Genomic DNA, 17,438 nt, shown 5'->3' on the forward strand with positions numbered 1-17,438 from the left:
GTGCTAAATCGTCATCAGCCGCAGAGCAGGCTCAGGCTGCTGTTCTCGTGCGGGGTGCAGGCCAGCAGGCTCAGGTTGCTGCCGCCGCCTCCACCGTGACCGCCGCCGTGACCACCGGGGGTCTCGAGCGTCTGAAGGTCGAGAAGTGCCATTACGAACACCTCCTTCCACTACTCGTCGGGATGGTGGACCCGGCGGGCCGGCGCAGGGGCCCCTGCGCATGACTCCGTCCGGGGGGCTCGAAGAAGGGGAGGCGCACCGGCCGGTCGTGCAGCGCGGCGCCAAGTGCGAACAGCACTCCGGCACTCCCCGTGGCAAGGTCCATGGACAACCGGAGCAGCTGGGCTCCGGGGAAGGCGAGGCCGTCTCTGAAGGGCAGTTCGTGCCAGGCCAGGCGCGAGATCTGCCGCGCCGCCGCGTCCTGCCGTCCCTCCAGTCCGAGGCAGGCGATCATGCCCGCGCGGCCGGCGAACAGGCCCGGCTGGATGAAGTACGACAGGGTGGTGACCGGGCGGATGGCCTCCAGCGCCTCGGCGAACCGTTCGTCCTGCCGGTGCGCGAGGTAGCGGGCCAGGACCAGGCCGATGCCGGCTGAGCCCTCGTCGAGGTAGGGGTTGGTCCGCCAGCCCTGCTGCACGTGCAACTGGCCGTCGTCCCTCCGGACGCAGCGCCGGAGGTCCTGTCGCAGGGCGGTCGCCGCCAGGTCGAGCAGGCCGTCGTCTCCGGTGCGCTCGTAGGCGTGCAGGAACATGAGGGCCGGCCCGGCCGAGCCGTACATCAGTCCGGCGTGTGGGTGCACGCCGCCGCTGATCTCGGGCACGTCGTCGGGGCCCCCGAGCCGGTCCGCCACCACTTCGACCATGCGGGACGCCTGGTCGCCGAACGCCGCCTCGCCGGTGACGTCCTGGAAGTGGAGCAGGTTCAGCGCGATCCCGGCGATGCCGCGATAAAGGCTCAGGTCGAGGTGCTCCCAGCTCTGCCCGGCGCAGACCTCGGCCGCGTCGAGGGCGTCCTCGCGGCGGCCGAGCGCCTCCAGCGCGTATGCCACGCCGTGCAGCCCGCTGTAGAACCCGATGCCCGCCGCGGGATCCTTGGCCCGTTCGGCCAGCCAGTCCTCGTGGTCGGGGAAGCGCCCGGCTCCCGTGACGGCCAGGGCGTGCAGCACGCCGGCGGCTCCGTTGGCGAGGCTGACTCCTCCGCCCGGCTGGAACTGCACGATGTCGCCGGGGAACAGCCGGTCGCCGCGGCCGGGCGTCGCGCTCGCGAGGATCGCCCTGGTGATCGACTCCCTGATCGCCGGCCAGCCGTCCGCCAGCATGCTCGCGGGAGGCGGGGGCGGCTCGTGGCCCACGATGGTCCGTACGGCTCCCGCGATCAGCCCGGGGGACACCGGGAAGGTGTCCGTCACCAGCCGGCCCAGATGGACGGCCTTCGGCCGGTGGAGCGGCAACATCATCGTGGCCATCGGGGCGAACATGCCGAGGTGCAGGCAGGCCAGCGCGTACGCGTCGGCCTCCACGCCCGTCCGCCCCGGCGGCGGGACGAACCCGGGGTTGGCCAGGGTGGGCCGTTTCCTGTCGGCCGCCAGGGAGGAGACCTCGAAGTCGATGAGGACCACACGCTCCCCGTCGACGAGGACGTTGAACGGGTGCAGGTCGCCGAACACCACGCCCCGCTCGTGCAGGGCGGCCAGCGCCCGGCGCACCTCGGCGAGCGTGGCGACCGCCCACCGGGTGTAGTCGGCGAGGGCGTCGTCGCCCGCGTCCGAACTGGTGAGAGGGTGCTTCTGTGCGATGAGCCGGCTCAGGGTCGTGCCGTCCACGTGCTCCTGCACGAGGAAGTGGTGCTCCCCGAGGGTGAAGTAGTCGCGCAGGGCGGGCACCACGTCCAGCCCGGCCAGCCGGTCCATGATCTCGGCCTCGTGCCGGAGGCGGGTGACCGCGTCCCGGCCGGCGGTGTCCAGCCCCGCGTGCGGACGCGCCTCCTTCAGCACGACCCGCTCGCCCGCGCGGACGTCGGTCCCGAGGTAGACCCCGCCCCCGTTGGAGAAGTGCAGCACGCTGTCCACCCGGTACGGCAGGCCCTCCATGGTGACGGAGTTCCTGGCGGCCAGATGCGGTTCGAGGAACCCGGGGAGGGTCACCCACGGGGGGAGGACGAAGGCGGGCCCGCGGACGTCGGGGACGAGTTCGCCCTCGGGATTCTCGATCGCGAGCACCCGCTCGCCGCCGTCCGTCACGCAGTACCGCTCGGCGAAGCCGCCGTACCGCACATACAGCGGGCCGTCGCCGTAGCGCAGGTCGCTCAAGATGTACGGCCCCGCCACGCCCTCGAGGATCTCCGCGAGGTCCTTCAGGACGAGCTCCAACTGGACCTCGTCGACCGGGTAGATCGTCACGAGCTTGCCGCTCGAGTCGCGGCCGGCGTACTTCGAGTTGCGCATCATCATGACGCGCCGGCCGCGCAGGAACTTGAACGCCAGGCCATGGGCGACGCAGTAGTCCCACACCGCCGCGAGCACCTGCTCGGCCTCATCGAGACACGACGAGACGTGGATCTTCCATCCCTGCTGCGGCAGGCGGCCACCGGACGGCGCGTAGTGCGACCAGGTGTCCGTCGCCACATGCGCCCAGCCGTCGGGAAGGTCCCGGCCGGCGACGGCGAAGTCCGGGTGCTCGGCGCGTTTGCGGTCGAGCGTGTCATAAAAGAAAGGATCCGCGAAGCAATAATTCTCGTACGTGTTAATCACAACATGTCCCCTTAGGCCGATCGCTTCAAAGAATTCCGGAATTAAGGGGTTGGGCCAAGTTACGTGAGTCAACAGCTGCATAGGTGTCCGTCATGCGGCCACCCGTGATTCCGGTCATGGGGGATCGCATGAAGAACCCAGGGGCGAGCCGGATGCGATGCGTGTGATCCCCGGAGAATTCACAGGTGACGGGCCGAGGCGGCCTGATTTCCAGCGAGGGGCGAGGTCCGCCCGGGCCGGTCAGCGGGTGGAACGGGTGGGGAGTTCCGTCACCAGGCGGAACCAGCCGTCCAGGTCCAGGATCGTGCTTACCGTGCCGTCGAGGGCGGCCGCGCGGATGCGCAGGCTGTCGATGCCTGTGCCGCTCCGCGGGCGGGTCATGGGCTCCACGCCGTCGTTGGCGACGGTGAGGGTGACCGACCGGCCCGTCTGCCGCATCTCGATGAGGCAGCGGCGTGCGTCGCTGTGCCGGAGCACGTTGGTCACCGCCTCGCGGACCGTGACCGCGAAGACGGCGCCGGCCTCGGGGGCGAGCGCCACGTCCGCCACGTGGAGCGTGCAGTCGACGCCGCGCGCCGTGAGGACGGCCCGGGCGTCGGCGATCTCCGACCAGAGGGAGATCTCCTGGTAGGACCGGGTGACGTTGCGGATGTCGGTCGCCGCCCGGCGGACGGACTCGATCACGTTGGCCAGGGCGGGCCGTACGGGGGAGTTCTCGTCGGCGAGGCGGTAGGCCAGCTCCCCCTGCAGGGAGGCCAGCCAGAGGCGGCTGCTGACCAGGTCGTGCACGTCCCGGCCGAGCTGCTCGCGCGCCTCGGCCGCGGCCCTGCGCAGGGCCTCGCCGTCCGGACGGCGAGACCGTCGTGAACGGCAGGCGAGCCCGGCGAGGGCGGCGCACACGAGGCAGATCGTCACGGCGGCGAGGGCGAGCACGGCGGAGCTGGGCAAGTGAAGATCCTCCAGTCATCCTCGCCAGAGGACCGGCCTCGCTTTCGAATGCACGGCTCGATCATTGCATGAAAGTCAATAAATATGGCGACTTAATGCTGATCGAATTGCGTTCTATTAGTGGCGTGCCCGATGGGTGCCGGAATCGTCGCGATGCGCGTGATCCGGTTGACGAGGATAGAGAATTCCGGCCGCGGTAGGGCGGTGAATCTGGAGTCTCAGGCGAGCGCCCGTACCGCGGCGCCGAAGAGCGCGGGCATCCGCTGCGCCGCCGGGACGACGAGGCGCGCGGACCCCTGGTGACGGCGGGCCGCCAGCAGGGCGGCGGTCAGCAGCCGATGGCGCAGGGAGATGCGGCGCCAGGCCTGCTCGTAGGCCTCGGGCCGCCCGGCCCGCAGGGAGCGGACCAGAGCCTGCGACGACAACACCGCCAGGGACAGGCCCTCACCGGTGAGGGCGTCCATGTAGCCGGCCGCGTCCCCGACCAGCAGCACCCGCCCGGCCACCCGCGACCGTACGCGCTGGAGCAGGGGACCCGCCCCGCGCACCGGAGTCGCCGCGGGGCAGTCCAGGCGCGCGAGCAGGTCGGGGAACTCCGAAAGGTGGTCGTCGTAGGCCCGGCGCCGGGAGCTCAGCACGGCCACGCCGACGAGGTCGTCGCCCACGGGGGTGACGTACGCCTCGCCTCCCGGGGCCCAGTGCACCTCGACGAAGTCGGTCCAGGGGGCCGTCCGGTAATGGCGGCGCAGGCCGTACCTCCGGAGGCGCGAAGGGGGCGGCTCCAGCCCGAGCATCGCCCGGATGGGGGAGTGCAGCCCGTCGGCGGCGACCAGCCACCTCGCGCGCAGGGGGCGGCCGCTCACGGAGGCCAGCACCGACCCGGTCTCCTGGCTCACGCCGTCCACGTGGCCGGGGACGACGCTGACGCCGAGAGCCTCCGCGCGTTCGGCGAGGGCCGCGTGCAGGACCGTCCGCCGCACGCCGATCCCGAGGCCGTCGTGGAAGGCCGCCTGCGCCCGGTGGCTCCCGTCGAGGTAGCGGATCCCCCGGAACGGCCTGCCTGCCATGAGCACGCCCATTGAGCGAAGCGCGGCGGCGCCCGTCGGCATCAGCCCCTCACCGCAGGCCTTGTCCACCGGTCCCGACCGCGGCTCCACCACGACCGCCTCCATCCCGGCGAGCGCGGCGTTTATCGCGGTCGCGAGCCCTGCCGGGCCGCCACCGGCGACGAGCACGTCGATCATTCCAGCGCCCCGTCCTGGGACCGGGAGCCCGCGGGCGCGACGGCGGACAACTCGCCCAGGGCGGACTCCTCGCAGCGGATTCGCACGACCATCAGGGCCGCGTTCAGCACGGTGAAGGCGACCGCCGTCAGCCATGCGGTGTGAACCAGCGGCAGCGCCGCCCCCTCGACCGCCACCGCCACGTAGTTCGGGTGGCGCAGCCACGTCAGCCGGTACGGCCCCCGGCTCACCAGCGGCAGGCCCGGCACCACGATGACCTCGGTGTTCCACTGGCGCCCGAGAGTGGCGATGCACCACCAGCGCAGGCCCTGGGCCGCCAGGACGAGGACGAACATGGGCCATCCCAGCGTGGGCACGAAGGGCCGGTCGGTCAGCCACACCTCCAGCAGGCATGCGATCAGCAGCCCCGTGTGGAGGGCGACCATCCAGGGGTAGTGGCGGCGTCCGGCGACGACCCCGCCCCGGGCGAGGCTCCAGCGGGCGTTGCGGCGGGCCACGACCAGTTCGGCGAGGCGTTCCACCGCGACGAGGACGACGAGCAGTGCGTACCAGGTCGACACGTCGGGACCTCCGGTCACCAGCGCAGGAGGACGAGCTCGGAGCAGAAGCCGGGGCCCATCGCGATCAGCAGCCCCGGGGTGCCGGGCGGCGGCGGGCGAAGCGCGAGGGTGTCCCTGAGGACGTGCAGGACCGACGAGGAGGACAGGTTCCCGATCGCTTCCAGCGACCGCCAGGTCAGGTCGAGCGCGCCGCCCGGCAGTTCGAGCGCCTCCGCCACGGCCTCGAGGACCTTCGGCCCGCCCGGATGGCACACCCACGCCGTCATGTCGTGCGCGGCCAGTCCGTGGCCGCCGAGGAAGGCGGTCACGTCGTCGGCGAGGTAGGTTCGCACGACGTCGGGCACACCGGCGTCCAGCACGACCTTGAAGCCGGAGTCGCGGACGTCCCAGCCCATCACCCGCTGGGACGCCGGGTAGAGCCGGCTGCGGGTGGCCACGACCGTGGGGCCCTGCGTGGTTGGGTTCTGTGCGGTGGGGTTCTGGGCGGTTGGGCTCTGCGTGGCTGGGCTCTGGGCGGTGGGTCGCTCGTCGCCGACGGCGACGACCGCGGCGGCGCCGTCCCCGAACAGCGCGCTCGCCACCAGGTTGGCGACCGAGCCGTCCTCCCGCTGGAGCGTCAGGGAGCACAGCTCCACCGAGAGCAGGACGGCCACGTGGCCGGGCCACCCGCGCAGGTAGTCGTGCAGGCGGGCGATCCCCGCCGCGCCGGCGACGCAGCCGAGGCCGAAGACGGGGATCCGCTTCACGTCCGGACGCAGGCCGAGGCGGCCCGCGAGCCGCGCGTCGATGGAGGGGGCCGCGATGCCGGTCACCGACGTGCACATGATCATGTCGACGTCGTCCGGGGTGAGACCTGCCGCGTCGAGCGCGCCCGCGACCGCCCGGGCCCCGAGTTCGACGGCCGCCTCGATGAACAGGTCGTTGGCCATGCCGAACCCGTCGAGCTTGCCGTACTGGTCGAGTGGGAGCACGAGATTGCGGTGCGAGACGCGGGCGCTGCCGTGGAGCCGGTCGAGCAGTCTCCGGTCGCCGCCTTCGGGGAGGCAGACCTTGGCGAAGACGTCGGTGATCTCCGCCTGCGGATACCGGTTCGGGGGGAGGACTCCGTGGACGGCGGCGATTCGCGTCATATCCAATTCCCCCGGGCTGGCGAAAGATTCGGCATATCTCTTTTGCCCGCCAAGAGCATCCCCATGCCGATCATCCCCGCCCCTTCCCCACGTGATCATGCACGCTTTCGGTCGCGTACGGCCCGACCAGCGCATATTCGGTTCGTGATCATGCGGCGACGTCTGCAGTCAGACGCCCACGCCGATCCCGGACGCGAGGAGGAGGCCGACGTCGACGGCCGCGCACGCGATGGCCGCGGCGAATGGGATCTTGGCCGACAGGCCGCCGAGAGCCGTACCCGCGAGGCCGAAGGCGGACACCGCGGCCAGGCCACCCCAGACGACGGCACTAGGCGGCCCGGGGGGTGCGAACACGAGCAGTGCGGACGCGCCGAGCAGGGGGAGCGGGATCAACGCGCGAACGCGGGACGGCCCCAGCCGCTGCGGCCATCCGCGGACTCCGACGGCGATGTCCTGTCCGATGTCCGGCAGGACGTTCGCGAGATGCGCCCCGAGCCCGAGGGCCGCCGCCGCGACGACCGCCCACCATGCCGGCCACGGCCGTCCGGGCAGCCCGGTCGCCACGAACACCGGGAGGCTGCCGAATCCCACGACGTACGGCACCCAGGAGAGCAGGGTCGCCTTCAGCCGGAGGTTGTACGCCCACGCTCCCGCGACGGCGACAAGGTGGACGGCGCCGGCCAGCAGCCCGGAGGCGAATGAGACCGGTACACAGATGGCGAACGCGGAGATCGCGGACACGTACACCGTCTTCACGCCGACCTGCCCGGCGACGATGGGTTTCTCCGCACGAGCGGCGGCGGTGTCGCGGGGCGCGTCGACGGCGTCGTTGCACCAGCCCACTGAGAGTTGGCCGGTGAGAATCGCGGCCGCCACGAGGACGCTGCCTGCGGTGTCATGACCGGCGGCCACCGCCAATGCGGTGACCAGGGCGGTGACGGCCACGGTGGGCCCGGGATGACAGGCCTTCGCGAGCCCGCTCAGCGCCCCCGTCAGGGAGCCGCGCCCCATCGCCACCACCAGAGCCTAACTCCGGCCTGGATCATCATCAGGCCAGGCGGAATCTGCATGATCACGCGGCATGTCCGCCCTGGTCGCACGGCACGGCGACGAAGTCGTGCATGATCACGAACCGGGTTTGCGCTGGTCGGACCGTACGTGACCGAGAGTGTGCATGATCACGCGGGGAGGGTGGGCGGGTCGGCGGGCAGTTCCGCGAATCCGTGCACGATCACGGCGAGGGCGGTGGCACCGTTGATTTGGCTGACGATCGTGACACCTCTGTGATCTTCTCCGGCGTAGGGTCGGCGAAGCGCACAAGGTGATCTATCCGATTGTTTCGCGTACGGGCCACGCGATGGTGTCGCATCAGGGGAGGCCGATGTTGCCCCAGCCAGCCCTGTCCTGCCAGTCGCTTGCCTGCCGGGCCGGCGACAGAGAAGTCGTGACGGACCTGTCGCTTGAGATCATGCCCGGCGAACGGGTCGCGATCATGGGTCCCTCCGGCTCTGGGAAGACGACCCTGCTCACGACGCTCGGCGGGCTCCTCCCGCCGTCCGGCGGACGGGTCCTCGTCGGCTCAGTGCCCCTCGACGAGCAGCCGCCCCTGCGCAGGAACCTCGCCCTGGTCTTCCAGTCGTACGGGCTCGTCTCGCTGCTGACCGCCGCCGAGAACATCGAGGTGGCCCTCCGGGCGGCCGGCCGGCCGCCACGGGAGGCGATCGCGGAGGCGGCAGACGTCCTGGGACGCATGCGGCTCACCGCCTACGCCGACCACCTGATCGAGGAACTGTCCGGCGGCCAGCAGCAGCGTGTGGCGGTGGCCCGGGCCCTCGCTCTGGCGCCGAGCGTCATCCTCGCCGACGAGCCGACGGCCGAGCAGGACAAGGTCAACCGCATGCTGGTCCTTGAGGCGCTGATGGCGGCGCCCGCCGCGCTCGTGATCGCCACGCACGACCCCGAGGTGGCCGACCGGTGCGACCGGGTCGTCGAACTGCGGTCGACGGCAGGTGTCCGATGACGCCGGCGGTGCGCTGCGACGGCGTCGTGCAGATCTACAAGACCAAGGAGATCGAGGTCGTGGCCCTGCGCGACATCGACCTGGTCATCGAGGAGGGGGAGAGCGTCGCGTTCCTCGGGCCTTCGGGCGCGGGCAAGTCGACGCTGCTGTGGCTGCTCGCGGGGCTGCTGCGGCCGAGCGCCGGACGGCTCTGGCTGGGCGACACCGAGATCGGCAAGCTGGGCCCGCGCGCCCTGGACCGGCTCAGGGCCGCGGACATCGGAGTGGTCCTGCAGAACCCGGCGCGCAACCTCATCCCCTACGCCACCGCCGTCCAGAACGTGACCTTCGCCCAGCGTGCCGTCAGGCGACGTGCCAGGAGGCCGGCGGGAGACCTGCTCGACCGGGTCGGGCTGACTCCCGTCCGCGACAAGCCGGCCGGGCGGTTGTCCGGGGGAGAGCAGCAGAGGCTGGCCGTCGCGGTCGCACTGGCCAACCGGCCACGACTGCTGCTGGCCGACGAGCCGACGAGTCAGCTCGACGCCGCCACCGGCCAGGCCGTGATCGAGCTCATCAGGGACCTCGGGGAGACGTCCGTGGTCGTGACGCACGACGCCAGGGTCAGCGAGGCCACCGGCCGCACCGTCACGATCAGGGACGGCCGGATCGGGGCCGAGGGCAGAGGCGGAGAGGACTTCGTGGTGGTCGGAAGAGAGGGCGCCGTCCAGTTGCCGCCCGAATATCACGAGCTGCTGCCTCCCGGCTCGATGGCGCGGGTGGAGCCGCTGCCGGACGGCGTCGTCCTCAGGCGGGCCGAGCCGTGATCCTCCGCGGACTGTGGCGCCGCCGCTGGTTGTCGCTGATCGTGCTCGTCGTCGCGATCCTCCCCGTGGTCGCCGGGTCGCTCGGCCCGATGTACACCGACGCGGCCCGCACCACGCTCCTGCGTGAGACGCTCGACCACGCGCTCCTCGATCACAGGGGCTGGCGCGTCACCTCCGTGACGGACACCGCGGGCAGGCTGGTTGAGGGTGTCAAGGCGCCCTTCCTGCTTCCGCCCATCAAGGGGGCGGAACTGCTCAGCCCCAACGAGAGGTCCACCAAGACCTACCCCCTGATGTGGATCGACGGCCAGTGTGAACACGTGACGCTGATCGAGGGCCGGTGCCCCACGGCGGCCGGCGAGATCATGGCCACCGGCGCGTCGGGATTGAAGGTCGGCGGCACGGTCAAGCTGAACCTGGTGCGCGATCCCGACTCCGGCAAACCGAGGCTCATGCCGCTGCGCGTCGTCGGTGTCTACAAGACCGACCAGACCGACCCCATCTGGTACGGGCGGAGCCTGTTCCCGCAGACGGCCGGGGTCACGGAAGGCAACGGCGATCCCCTCCTGACCGTGGAGGACACGGAGCTTTCGTCCGCGGTCCCGGCGGGCGTCACCATGGCCGGCGTCCCCGCCACCGCGTGGGCGAGCACGGCCATCGTCTACATCGACCCGCAGAAGATCACCGGTGACGACCTCGCCCTGCTGGAGTCCGTCCAGGGCGAGCTGCGCGGCCTCGGGCAGAGCGGGCTGAGCACCACCGTCTTCAGCTACATGGACGACACGCTGAAAGCCGTCCATCTGCGCCTCGACTCCCTGTCGGTGCCCACGACCCTGGTGACGCTCCAGCTCGTGGCCCTGGGCTGGCTCCTGCTGTTCCTCACCGTCCGCGACCTCGTCGCCGCCCGTGCGCCGGAGATCGCACTGGCCAGGCTGCGCGGCCTGTCCACCCTGCGGATCTGGGCGTTCGGCCTGTCGGAGCCGGCCCTCCTTCTCCTCGCGGCGCTGCCTCTCGGGCTCGCCGCGAGTTTCGCGGTGGTCGAGCGGATGAGCGAGAGGCTCCTCCGCAATGATCTGGAGGTCGCGGTCGACGGCTTCACCGTGCTGTGCGGTGTGGCCGCCGTCTTCGGCGGCCTGCTGGCCACGGCGCTGGCGGCCAGGCAGACGGTGACGCAGCCCGTTGTCGAGCAGTGGCGGCGTACGCCCCGTTCGCACCGCCGCGCCTGGGTCGTCGACGGGGTGGTGCTCGCGATCACCGCGGTGGGGCTCGCGGAGCTGGTCGCGGGCGACGCCATCACCGACACGACGGGACAACGCGCGAGCGCCCTCATCGCACCGGGCCTGCTCGCCGTGGCGCTTGCCATGATCGCCAGACGGATCCTGCCGCTCGCCTGCCGCGCCCTGTTCCAGCTCACCCGGACCCACGGGAACATCGGCGCCTTCCTCGCCATGCGCCAGATCTCGCGTGGCTCCGCCACGGCGAGCACGGTGGTCGTGCTGTCCGCCGGGCTCGGGCTCGCGGTCTTCGCGGTCGCGGCCTGGTCGGTGACCTCGCGCAACTACCAGGAGGTCGCGCGCGTCCACAACGGCGCCGAGACCGTCTTCGTCGTGCCCAGGACCGACGCCGCGACGCTCAGGAAGATCTCCGCGTCCGTCCCCGGCACGGCCCCGGTCATCGTGACACCCGGGCCTCCCGCGACGCTCGCCACCGACCCCGTGGCCTTCGCCTCGGTCGCGCTCTGGCGGCCGTCGTACGGGAACGACCAGCCGCTGAGCCGGTTGGTGGCGAAACTCTCCCCGCCCACGGCGGCGCCCAGAGTGATGTTTTCCGGAGACCGGATCCGGGCGCACATCAGCACACCGCCGTTGCCCAAAGGCTGGAACGCCGTCCTCTACGCCGATTTCCGGGTCTTCGGCGAGACCAGACCTGCCTCGATCCCGATGGCCAGGCTGCTCGCGGGGACCACGGTCTACGAGTGGGGGCTGCCGCGCGGCTGCCTCACCGCACCGTGCGAGCTGCGCGGTCTGCGCATGGAGGTGATGGGGGACAGCGGCACGGACTTCGAGGACCGGCCGAGCGGCGGTGCGCTCCTCACGAAACTCGAGATGCGCGGCGACGGCCGGTGGAGCACCGTCGACGCCGGGCTCGACGACCCGAATAGATGGACGTCGACCTCCTCGACCTCGGACGGCGGGCTACCTCTTTCCTTCGACCCGAACTTCAGCGCGACCAGGCCCGACACCTTCCCCGACCCAATGCCCGGGCTGTCGTCGGGAACGGCGGCGGGCCAGAAGTTGCCGGGCCTGGACGACATCTATTTCTCCGGTTACAAGTCCGTCGCCACGACATGGGCCCTTCCCGGCCTGAACGCCCCCGGGGTGGTCGTGGACCTGGAGATGGCGGACCGGGTCGCCTACGGCTACTCCTCGCGGACCGAGTTCCAGATCTGGGCGGCCCCCGGCCGTGGGGAGGAGGTGCGCGACGCGCTGCGCGGGGACGGCGTCCCCATCCTCGCCACGCGGACGCTGGACGACCTCGTCTCGGCCTACACGAGTCAGGGACCCGGCCTGGCGCTGCTTCTGCTCATCATCTCGGCGGGCGTCGCCGCCCTGCTCGCGCTCGGCCGGGCCGTCCTCGCCCTCCACGCGGCGGCGCGGCGCCGGACGTACGAGATGGCGGCCCTGGAGGCGGCGGGCGCCCGCGTGCGGCCGCTTCGGACGGCGCTGCTGCTGGAGCAGACGATCACGTTGTCGTGGGGCGCACTGACCGGGATACTCGCGGGCCTGGTGGCGGCATGGGCCGCGCTGCCCCGCGTGCCCGAGTTCGCCGAGACCCCCGTGACGCCTCCGCTGGACTACTCGCTCGTGCCCGTGCCCGTCATCGCCGTGGCGTGCGCCGTGCTCGCCCTGAGCATGATCGCCGCCGCTGTGACGTCGGAACTGCTGCTGCGCGGCGTCCGCGTCGACCAGCTTCGCGAGGCGCCCGCCTGACGGGGCTCGCTGCCCGATACGGTCGTGTTCGTGACCGTCGCTCGTTCGATCCTGCTCTTCCTCCTCGCCGCCGTCGCCGAGATCGGCGGCGCGTGGCTGGTCTGGCAGGGATGGCGTGAACATCGCGGCCCATGGTGGATCGCCGCGGGCGTCATGGCCCTCGCCGCGTACGGCTTCGTCGCGACGTTCCAGCCCGATGCCAATTTCGGGCGGGTGCTGGCCGCCTACGGCGGCGTGTTCGTCGCGGGCTCGCTGGTGTGGGGCGTCGTGGCGGACGGATTCCGGCCCACCGTCTGGGACGTCGTCGGCGCCGCCATCTGCCTGGTGGGCGTGGCCGTCATCATGTACGCGCCCCACAATTGATCACGATGGGATAGTTTGCCGGTGACCCTGGCGGCACGTCCCCCTGGAGATCCCACATGGCACGCTCGGCGCGCGACGTGACCGTCCCCGACCTCACGGGCAGGCGCGCGGTGATCACCGGTGCGAACAGCGGTCTCGGGCTCGGGCTGACACGCCGTTTCGCCGCGGCGGGGGCCGAGGTCGTCCTCGCCGTCAGGAACCGCGCGAAGGGCGCCGCCGCGGTCGAGGAGGTGCGTACGGCGGTGCCGGACGCGCGGCTGACCATCCGCCACCTCGACCTGGCCTCGCTCGCGACCGTGGCGGCCTTCGGCGCCGAGCTGGCCGCCGAGGGCCGGCCGATCGATTTCCTCATCAACAACGCGGGTGTCATGGCGCTGCCGAAGCGCGCCGTGACCGAGGACGGCTTCGAGATGCAGTTCGGCGGCAACCATCTCGGGCATTTCGCACTGACCGGGCACCTGCTGCCGTTGCTGCGCGCCGCGGAGGCGCCTCGTGTGACCACGGTCAGCAGCATCTCCACCTGGTGGGGCCGGCTGGACTTCGGCGACCTGCAGAGCGAGAGGTACCGCCCGCAGCGCGCCTACGGCGGATCCAAGATCGCGAACCTGTTGTTCGCCCGGGAGCTCCACCGCCGCAGCGAAGAGGCCGGGTGGGGCATCCTCAGCAACGCCGCCCATCCCGGCGCCACGATCACCAACCTGCAGTTCACCGGCCCCACGCACGGCGGCGCCGCCGTCACGCGCACGCGCCTGATGTACGGCATCCTGTACCGGATCCCGGGACTGTGGCAGCAGGTGCCCACCGGCATCCTGCCGATCCTCCACGCGGCCGTCAGCCCCGAGGCCAGAGGGGGCGCCTACTACGGGCCGGACGGGTTCGGCGAACTCACCGGTGGACCGGCCCCGGCCAGAGCGCCCAGGCGCGCCCTGGACGACGCGGACGCCGCGCGCTTGTGGGACGTGTCCGAGAAGCTCACCGGAGTCGCCTATCCCCGCGGTCACACCCGCCGCCGGTTGACCTTCATGCGAGCAACGAGAGCCCGTGCACGAGGCGGTCGACGGTTTTGCGGGGGCCGATGACGCTGACCGCGCAGTAGTCCAGTTCGGCGGCCTCCGCAGCGGACATCCGCTCGAGGAATCCGTCGTAGACGCGGACGAGCTGGGCGAGGCTCGGCATGTCGGCCACGAACACCCCCTCCGAGACGGCCGCCTTGGCCCTGAGCTCCGCCATCCGGGACGACGACGCCCCCAGGATCGTGCAACCTGCCCAGGGAAGGCCGGGATGGAGATTTCCGGCCGCGTCCTCGGCGTCCGGACCGAGGAGCCCGGGCACCCCGGCCGCCGTGGCCGCGGCCACGCAGACTGCGGCGTTGACGATCCGGCCTGCCGGCAACGTCTCGGCGACGACGACCACCCACTTCAGCCGGGCCGAGCGCGTCGGCTCTCCCGTAAGGATCTCCTCCGGCGCGTATCCGACCGCCGGCGCCGCATCGTTCACTCGACCCCACTCCTTCGCTGATATACGAAATCTCGGCATCAGGCTAGGCACAAGTGCAGGCGCTGCCAATCTGATCCGTACTTAATTCGGCTAGGCTGCCGATATGGCTGACCTGGACGAACTAGATACGGCGATCCTGCGGGAACTGCAGCACGACGCACGGCGCACCAACCGCGACGTCGCCGCGGCTGTGGGGGTGTCGCCGACCACCGCGCTCGACCGGACGCGGGCCCTGCGCCAGCGAGGCGTCATCCGGGGGGCGACGCTCGACGTCGACCTCGCGGAGATCGGGCGTCCGGTCCAGGCGCTGATCGCCGTGCGGATCCGCCCGCCCTCGCGGCGCGCCATCGAGGCCTTCCGCAACTGGGTCAGCGGGCTGCCCGAGACGATTGGCGTCTTCGTGGTGTCGGGGACGGAGGACTTCCTGATCCACGTCGCCGTCCCCGGCAACGACAGCCTGTACGCGTTCGTCATCGACAGGCTCACCGAACGGCCCGAGGTGGCGGACGTGCGCACCAGCATCGTCTACGAGCACCTGCGGGTTCCCGCCGTCGCCCCGGCGCGGCCGGCCAGGGTCAGATGACCGGAGCCCCCGCGCGCTCGGCGACGACGTCGTCCGCGTCGGTGCCGTAGGCAAGGCCGCGCTGCGCCCGCAACGCCGACAGCCTCTCCAGGAGGGCCGCCTCGATCGCCTCGTAGGCGTTGGCGCCGAGCGTGAGCCGCCTCGGTGCGGGGTTCGTCTCGACCGAGTCGGCGACAGCGCCGGCGATTTTGCGGGGGTCGCCCGCGACGGCTCTGCGGAGAAGGTCCGGGTCGGCGTCGCCGCCCAGCATGCCGCGGATCCGGCCCAGGATGCCCGTGCCGTACGCGTCGATCGGGTCGGCGACCGCGAGATTGCGGTTGAAGTCGGTCCGCGCTCCGCCCGGCTCGACGAGGGTGACCTCGACTCCGAACGGCGCGAGCTCGATGGCGACCGACTCGAAGAACCCCTCGACGCCGAACTTGGTCGCGTTGTACAGGCTCATGCCCGGGTCGGGTACCTGCCCGCCGGAGCTGGACATCTGCACGATCCGCCCGCCGCCCTGCGCCCGCAGGTACGGCACCGCGGCCCGGGTGAGCTGGATCGCGCCGATCAGGTTGACCTCGATCTGGCGGCGCAGGAGCTCGTCGGAGACCTCCTCGGCCGCGCCGAGCACGCCGAAACCGGCGTTGGAGACGATCACGTCGATCCGGCCGAAGGCGGCGAACGCCTCGCCGACCACGCGGCGGATCGCGTCGGCGTCGGTCACGTCCAGGTGCGCCCTCCACAAGCGGTCGCCGTACCGGGCCACGAGCGGTTCCAGGGCGTCCATCCGGCGGCCGGTCGCCGCGACACGGTCGCCTCTGGCGAGCAGGAGCGTGGTGAGCTCATATCCGAACCCCGATGTCGCACCGGTGATGAACCAGGTTCTGGACGTCATGGCAGTGCCCTCTCTCGCAATGTAGTCACTGCCTAGAATCTAGTCAGTGTCTAGAAATGTAGTCAATGGCTAGACCCGGAGTAGGTTGTGGGGCATGGCACAGGCGACCCCGCGTTACCACCATGGCAACCTGCGCGCCGAGCTGCTCGTCTCCGCCGAGCGCAAGCTGGAGACGACCGGCGTCCAGGGGCTGTCCCTGCGGGAACTGGCCCGCGAGATCGGCGTGAGCCACGGCGCGCCCCGTCAGCACTTCCCCGACAAGCAGGCGCTGCTGGACGCGCTGGCCGTTCTCGGCCTCGAGCGGCTCGGGCGCGAACTGGGCGCGGCTTTGGGCGAGGCCGAGGGCCCGTTCGCCGACCGGCTGCTCGCGTTCGTGCGCGCCTACGTCCGGTTCGCGACGGCCCATCCGGCAATGCTGGCGCTGATGTTCGCGCGCAAGGACCGCCCCGACGCCCCCGAACTCCTGGAGGCCGGCGAGCGGGCGTTCGCGGCGCCGGTGGCTCTCATCGCCGGGGCGCAGGCCGCCGGGGAGATCGACGACGCGGACCCCGACCGGGTCGCGATGGCGCTGCTGGCCACCATTCAGGGCCTCGCCACGATCATCACCGGCGGCATGATCGGCGACCGGTCCGACGACGTGGTCGTCTCGGGCACGGTCGAGACCCTCCTGCGCGGTCTGCGGCCCACGCGCTGAGGCTGTGCGCCACGCGCCGAAGGTGTGCGCCGGGTGCGTCAGCGAGAGGCAGGGGTGCGCAAAGCCGCTGGTCGCGGCGTCGTGGCGGCTTCTTGGCGGTGACGGTGTGGCCTAACGTCGGGACAAGCCGCACCGGGCCGACCGGCGCGGCCTTTCGATGTTGTGATCAAGGAGAGCGTCATGCGACTGAGCGCGCGGAACAAGATCCCCGCCCGGGTGACCGCCATAACCCATGGAGAGGCCACCGCGAACGTCGAACTGGACGCAGGCGGAGTGCGCCTGGTGGCCGCGATCACCGTGGAGGCCGCCAAGGAACTGGGCCTGGCCCGGGGCGGTCAGGTGATCGCGATGGTCAAGGCCTCCGATGTGATCCTCGCGGTGGAGGACTGACCTCGGCGGGTGGTGCGACGTCGCCCCTGGCCCGCGCCACCCGTACGGTCTGTACAGGCACGGGAGGGGGAGGATCAGAGCGGCGTGTATCGCAGATGCAATGCTAACAACCTGATCACCCTTGCTCATGCACGGACTTCCGTCGATTGAATCTTGTATTTTCGAAGGTATGGTGACTGCCGTGACCACGTTCCGGATCAGCGAAGCCGCCGCGCTGCTCGGCGTCAGCGCGGACACCGTCCGCCGCTGGGTCGACGCTGGCCGTCTGCCCGCGCAGCGTGACGACCACGGCCACCGGATGGTGGACGGTGCGGATCTGGCCTCGTTCGCGCGCTCCCAGATCGACACGGAGGACGGCTCGGGGCTGTCGTCGGCCCGCAACCGCTTCCGCGGGATCGTGACCGAGGTGATCAGGGACGCGGTGATGGCTCAGGTGGAGATCGCCGCCGGGCCGTTCCGGGTGGTCTCGCTCATGAGCCGCCAGGCGGCCGACGAGCTCGGCCTGGAGGTCGGCGCCGTGGCCATCGCGGTCATCAAGTCCACCAACGTCGTCGTGGAGATCCCCGACCACGCGCGTACCTGACCCATGA

The 17,438-nt window shown here is 71.4% G+C and carries 18 protein-coding genes; 9 read left to right on the forward strand and 9 right to left on the reverse strand.

Features of this window, described 5'->3' with window-relative positions; translation table 11 throughout:
- Positions 1–14: 14 nt before the first annotated feature.
- From Pph01_RS33855 to Pph01_RS33885, 7 genes are all read right to left on the reverse strand, one after another.
- Positions 15–152, reverse strand: coding sequence for a SapB/AmfS family lanthipeptide (locus Pph01_RS33855; protein WP_203977049.1), 138 nt, complete (start codon positions 150–152; stop codon positions 15–17).
- On the reverse strand, positions 152–2,749 hold the full coding sequence (gene lanKC, locus Pph01_RS33860; protein ID WP_204077265.1) for a class III lanthionine synthetase LanKC: 2,598 nt from the start codon (positions 2,747–2,749) through the stop codon (positions 152–154). Before lanKC ends, Pph01_RS33855 begins: the two co-directional genes overlap by 1 nt.
- A gap of 240 nt (positions 2,750–2,989) precedes the next feature.
- Entirely contained in the window at positions 2,990–3,697 is a 708-nt protein-coding gene (locus Pph01_RS33865; protein WP_204077266.1) for a sensor histidine kinase, read from the reverse strand.
- 218 nt (positions 3,698–3,915) lie between these two features.
- Positions 3,916–4,941: an NAD(P)/FAD-dependent oxidoreductase gene (locus tag Pph01_RS33870; RefSeq protein ID WP_204077267.1), complete on the reverse strand. Its 1,026-nt coding sequence runs from the start codon at positions 4,939–4,941 to the stop codon at positions 3,916–3,918.
- Positions 4,938–5,519: an isoprenylcysteine carboxyl methyltransferase family protein gene (locus Pph01_RS33875; RefSeq protein WP_239117220.1), complete on the reverse strand. Its 582-nt coding sequence runs from the start codon at positions 5,517–5,519 to the stop codon at positions 4,938–4,940. The genes Pph01_RS33870 and Pph01_RS33875 overlap by 4 nt, the downstream gene beginning before the upstream one ends.
- Positions 5,516–6,631, reverse strand: a complete 1,116-nt coding sequence (locus tag Pph01_RS33880; protein WP_204077268.1) for a type III polyketide synthase — start codon at positions 6,629–6,631, stop codon at positions 5,516–5,518. The genes Pph01_RS33875 and Pph01_RS33880 overlap by 4 nt, the downstream gene beginning before the upstream one ends.
- A gap of 168 nt (positions 6,632–6,799) precedes the next feature.
- The gene (locus Pph01_RS33885; RefSeq protein ID WP_204077308.1) at positions 6,800–7,642 is read right to left on the reverse strand and encodes a UbiA family prenyltransferase; all 843 of its coding nucleotides are present in this window, start codon (positions 7,640–7,642) and stop codon (positions 6,800–6,802) included.
- Between the two features lie 370 nt (positions 7,643–8,012).
- Between Pph01_RS33885 and Pph01_RS33890 the strand changes: the two genes are divergently transcribed.
- Genes Pph01_RS33890 through Pph01_RS33910 form a run of 5 tightly spaced genes read left to right on the forward strand, consistent with a single transcriptional unit; the run spans position 8,013 to position 13,886 of the window.
- The gene (locus Pph01_RS33890) at positions 8,013–8,651 is read left to right on the forward strand and encodes an ABC transporter ATP-binding protein (RefSeq protein ID WP_204077269.1); all 639 of its coding nucleotides are present in this window, start codon (positions 8,013–8,015) and stop codon (positions 8,649–8,651) included.
- The gene (locus Pph01_RS33895; RefSeq protein WP_204077270.1) at positions 8,648–9,454 is read left to right on the forward strand and encodes an ABC transporter ATP-binding protein; all 807 of its coding nucleotides are present in this window, start codon (positions 8,648–8,650) and stop codon (positions 9,452–9,454) included. Before Pph01_RS33890 ends, Pph01_RS33895 begins: the two co-directional genes overlap by 4 nt.
- Positions 9,451–12,444, forward strand: a complete 2,994-nt coding sequence (locus Pph01_RS33900) for an FtsX-like permease family protein (protein WP_204077271.1) — start codon at positions 9,451–9,453, stop codon at positions 12,442–12,444. The genes Pph01_RS33895 and Pph01_RS33900 overlap by 4 nt, the downstream gene beginning before the upstream one ends.
- A gap of 30 nt (positions 12,445–12,474) precedes the next feature.
- Positions 12,475–12,807: a YnfA family protein gene (locus tag Pph01_RS33905; RefSeq protein WP_204077272.1), complete on the forward strand. Its 333-nt coding sequence runs from the start codon at positions 12,475–12,477 to the stop codon at positions 12,805–12,807.
- A gap of 56 nt (positions 12,808–12,863) precedes the next feature.
- A complete protein-coding gene (locus Pph01_RS33910; RefSeq protein ID WP_204077273.1) occupies positions 12,864–13,886 on the forward strand; it encodes an SDR family oxidoreductase in 1,023 nt (340 codons plus the stop codon).
- Here the strand turns inward: Pph01_RS33910 and Pph01_RS33915 are convergent.
- Entirely contained in the window at positions 13,828–14,304 is a 477-nt protein-coding gene (locus Pph01_RS33915) for a DUF2000 domain-containing protein (RefSeq protein ID WP_204077274.1), read from the reverse strand. The two genes, Pph01_RS33910 and Pph01_RS33915, sit on opposite strands and share 59 nt — an antisense overlap.
- A 103-nt stretch (positions 14,305–14,407) precedes the next feature.
- Between Pph01_RS33915 and Pph01_RS33920 the strand changes: the two genes are divergently transcribed.
- Positions 14,408–14,887: an Lrp/AsnC family transcriptional regulator gene (locus Pph01_RS33920; protein WP_204077275.1), complete on the forward strand. Its 480-nt coding sequence runs from the start codon at positions 14,408–14,410 to the stop codon at positions 14,885–14,887.
- Here Pph01_RS33920 and Pph01_RS33925 read toward each other — a convergent pair.
- Positions 14,880–15,764 (reverse strand): SDR family oxidoreductase, encoded by an 885-nt coding sequence (locus Pph01_RS33925; RefSeq protein ID WP_204077276.1) that lies wholly within the window; start codon positions 15,762–15,764, stop codon positions 14,880–14,882. The genes Pph01_RS33920 and Pph01_RS33925 overlap by 8 nt on opposite strands.
- Before the next feature lie 94 nt (positions 15,765–15,858).
- On the opposite strand from Pph01_RS33925, the gene Pph01_RS33930 reads away from it, so the two are divergent.
- The 3 genes from Pph01_RS33930 (at position 15,859) to Pph01_RS33940 (ending at position 17,431) form a co-directional block, all read left to right on the forward strand.
- Entirely contained in the window at positions 15,859–16,458 is a 600-nt protein-coding gene (locus Pph01_RS33930) for a TetR/AcrR family transcriptional regulator (protein WP_204077277.1), read from the forward strand.
- A 180-nt stretch (positions 16,459–16,638) separates the two neighbouring features.
- Complete coding sequence (locus tag Pph01_RS33935; protein ID WP_204077278.1) at positions 16,639–16,848, forward strand: TOBE domain-containing protein; 210 nt, start codon at positions 16,639–16,641, stop codon at positions 16,846–16,848.
- A 181-nt stretch (positions 16,849–17,029) separates the two neighbouring features.
- Entirely contained in the window at positions 17,030–17,431 is a 402-nt protein-coding gene (locus tag Pph01_RS33940) for a TOBE domain-containing protein (RefSeq protein WP_204077279.1), read from the forward strand.
- The last annotated feature ends 7 nt before the right edge of the window (positions 17,432–17,438 follow it).

It is taken from the genome of Planotetraspora phitsanulokensis (assembly GCF_016863295.1).
Classification (GTDB): Bacteria; Actinomycetota; Actinomycetes; order Streptosporangiales; family Streptosporangiaceae; genus Planotetraspora; species Planotetraspora phitsanulokensis.

Coding starts and splice junctions, on each gene's coding strand:
- Pph01_RS33920 (WP_204077275.1), top strand. CDS start 14,408: ATGGCTGACCTGGACGAACTAGATACGGCGATCCTGCGGGAACTGCAG.
- Pph01_RS33925 (WP_204077276.1), bottom strand. CDS start 15,764: ATGACGTCCAGAACCTGGTTCATCACCGGTGCGACATCGGGGTTCGGA.
- Pph01_RS33855 (WP_203977049.1), bottom strand. CDS start 152: ATGGCACTTCTCGACCTTCAGACGCTCGAGACCCCCGGTGGTCACGGC.
- Pph01_RS33885 (WP_204077308.1), bottom strand. CDS start 7,642: ATGGGGCGCGGCTCCCTGACGGGGGCGCTGAGCGGGCTCGCGAAGGCC.
- Pph01_RS33890 (WP_204077269.1), top strand. CDS start 8,013: ATGTTGCCCCAGCCAGCCCTGTCCTGCCAGTCGCTTGCCTGCCGGGCC.
- Pph01_RS33910 (WP_204077273.1), top strand. CDS start 12,864: ATGGCACGCTCGGCGCGCGACGTGACCGTCCCCGACCTCACGGGCAGG.
- Pph01_RS33870 (WP_204077267.1), bottom strand. CDS start 4,941: ATGATCGACGTGCTCGTCGCCGGTGGCGGCCCGGCAGGGCTCGCGACC.
- Pph01_RS33930 (WP_204077277.1), top strand. CDS start 15,859: ATGGCACAGGCGACCCCGCGTTACCACCATGGCAACCTGCGCGCCGAG.
- Pph01_RS33880 (WP_204077268.1), bottom strand. CDS start 6,631: ATGACGCGAATCGCCGCCGTCCACGGAGTCCTCCCCCCGAACCGGTAT.
- Pph01_RS33895 (WP_204077270.1), top strand. CDS start 8,648: ATGACGCCGGCGGTGCGCTGCGACGGCGTCGTGCAGATCTACAAGACC.
- Pph01_RS33935 (WP_204077278.1), top strand. CDS start 16,639: ATGCGACTGAGCGCGCGGAACAAGATCCCCGCCCGGGTGACCGCCATA.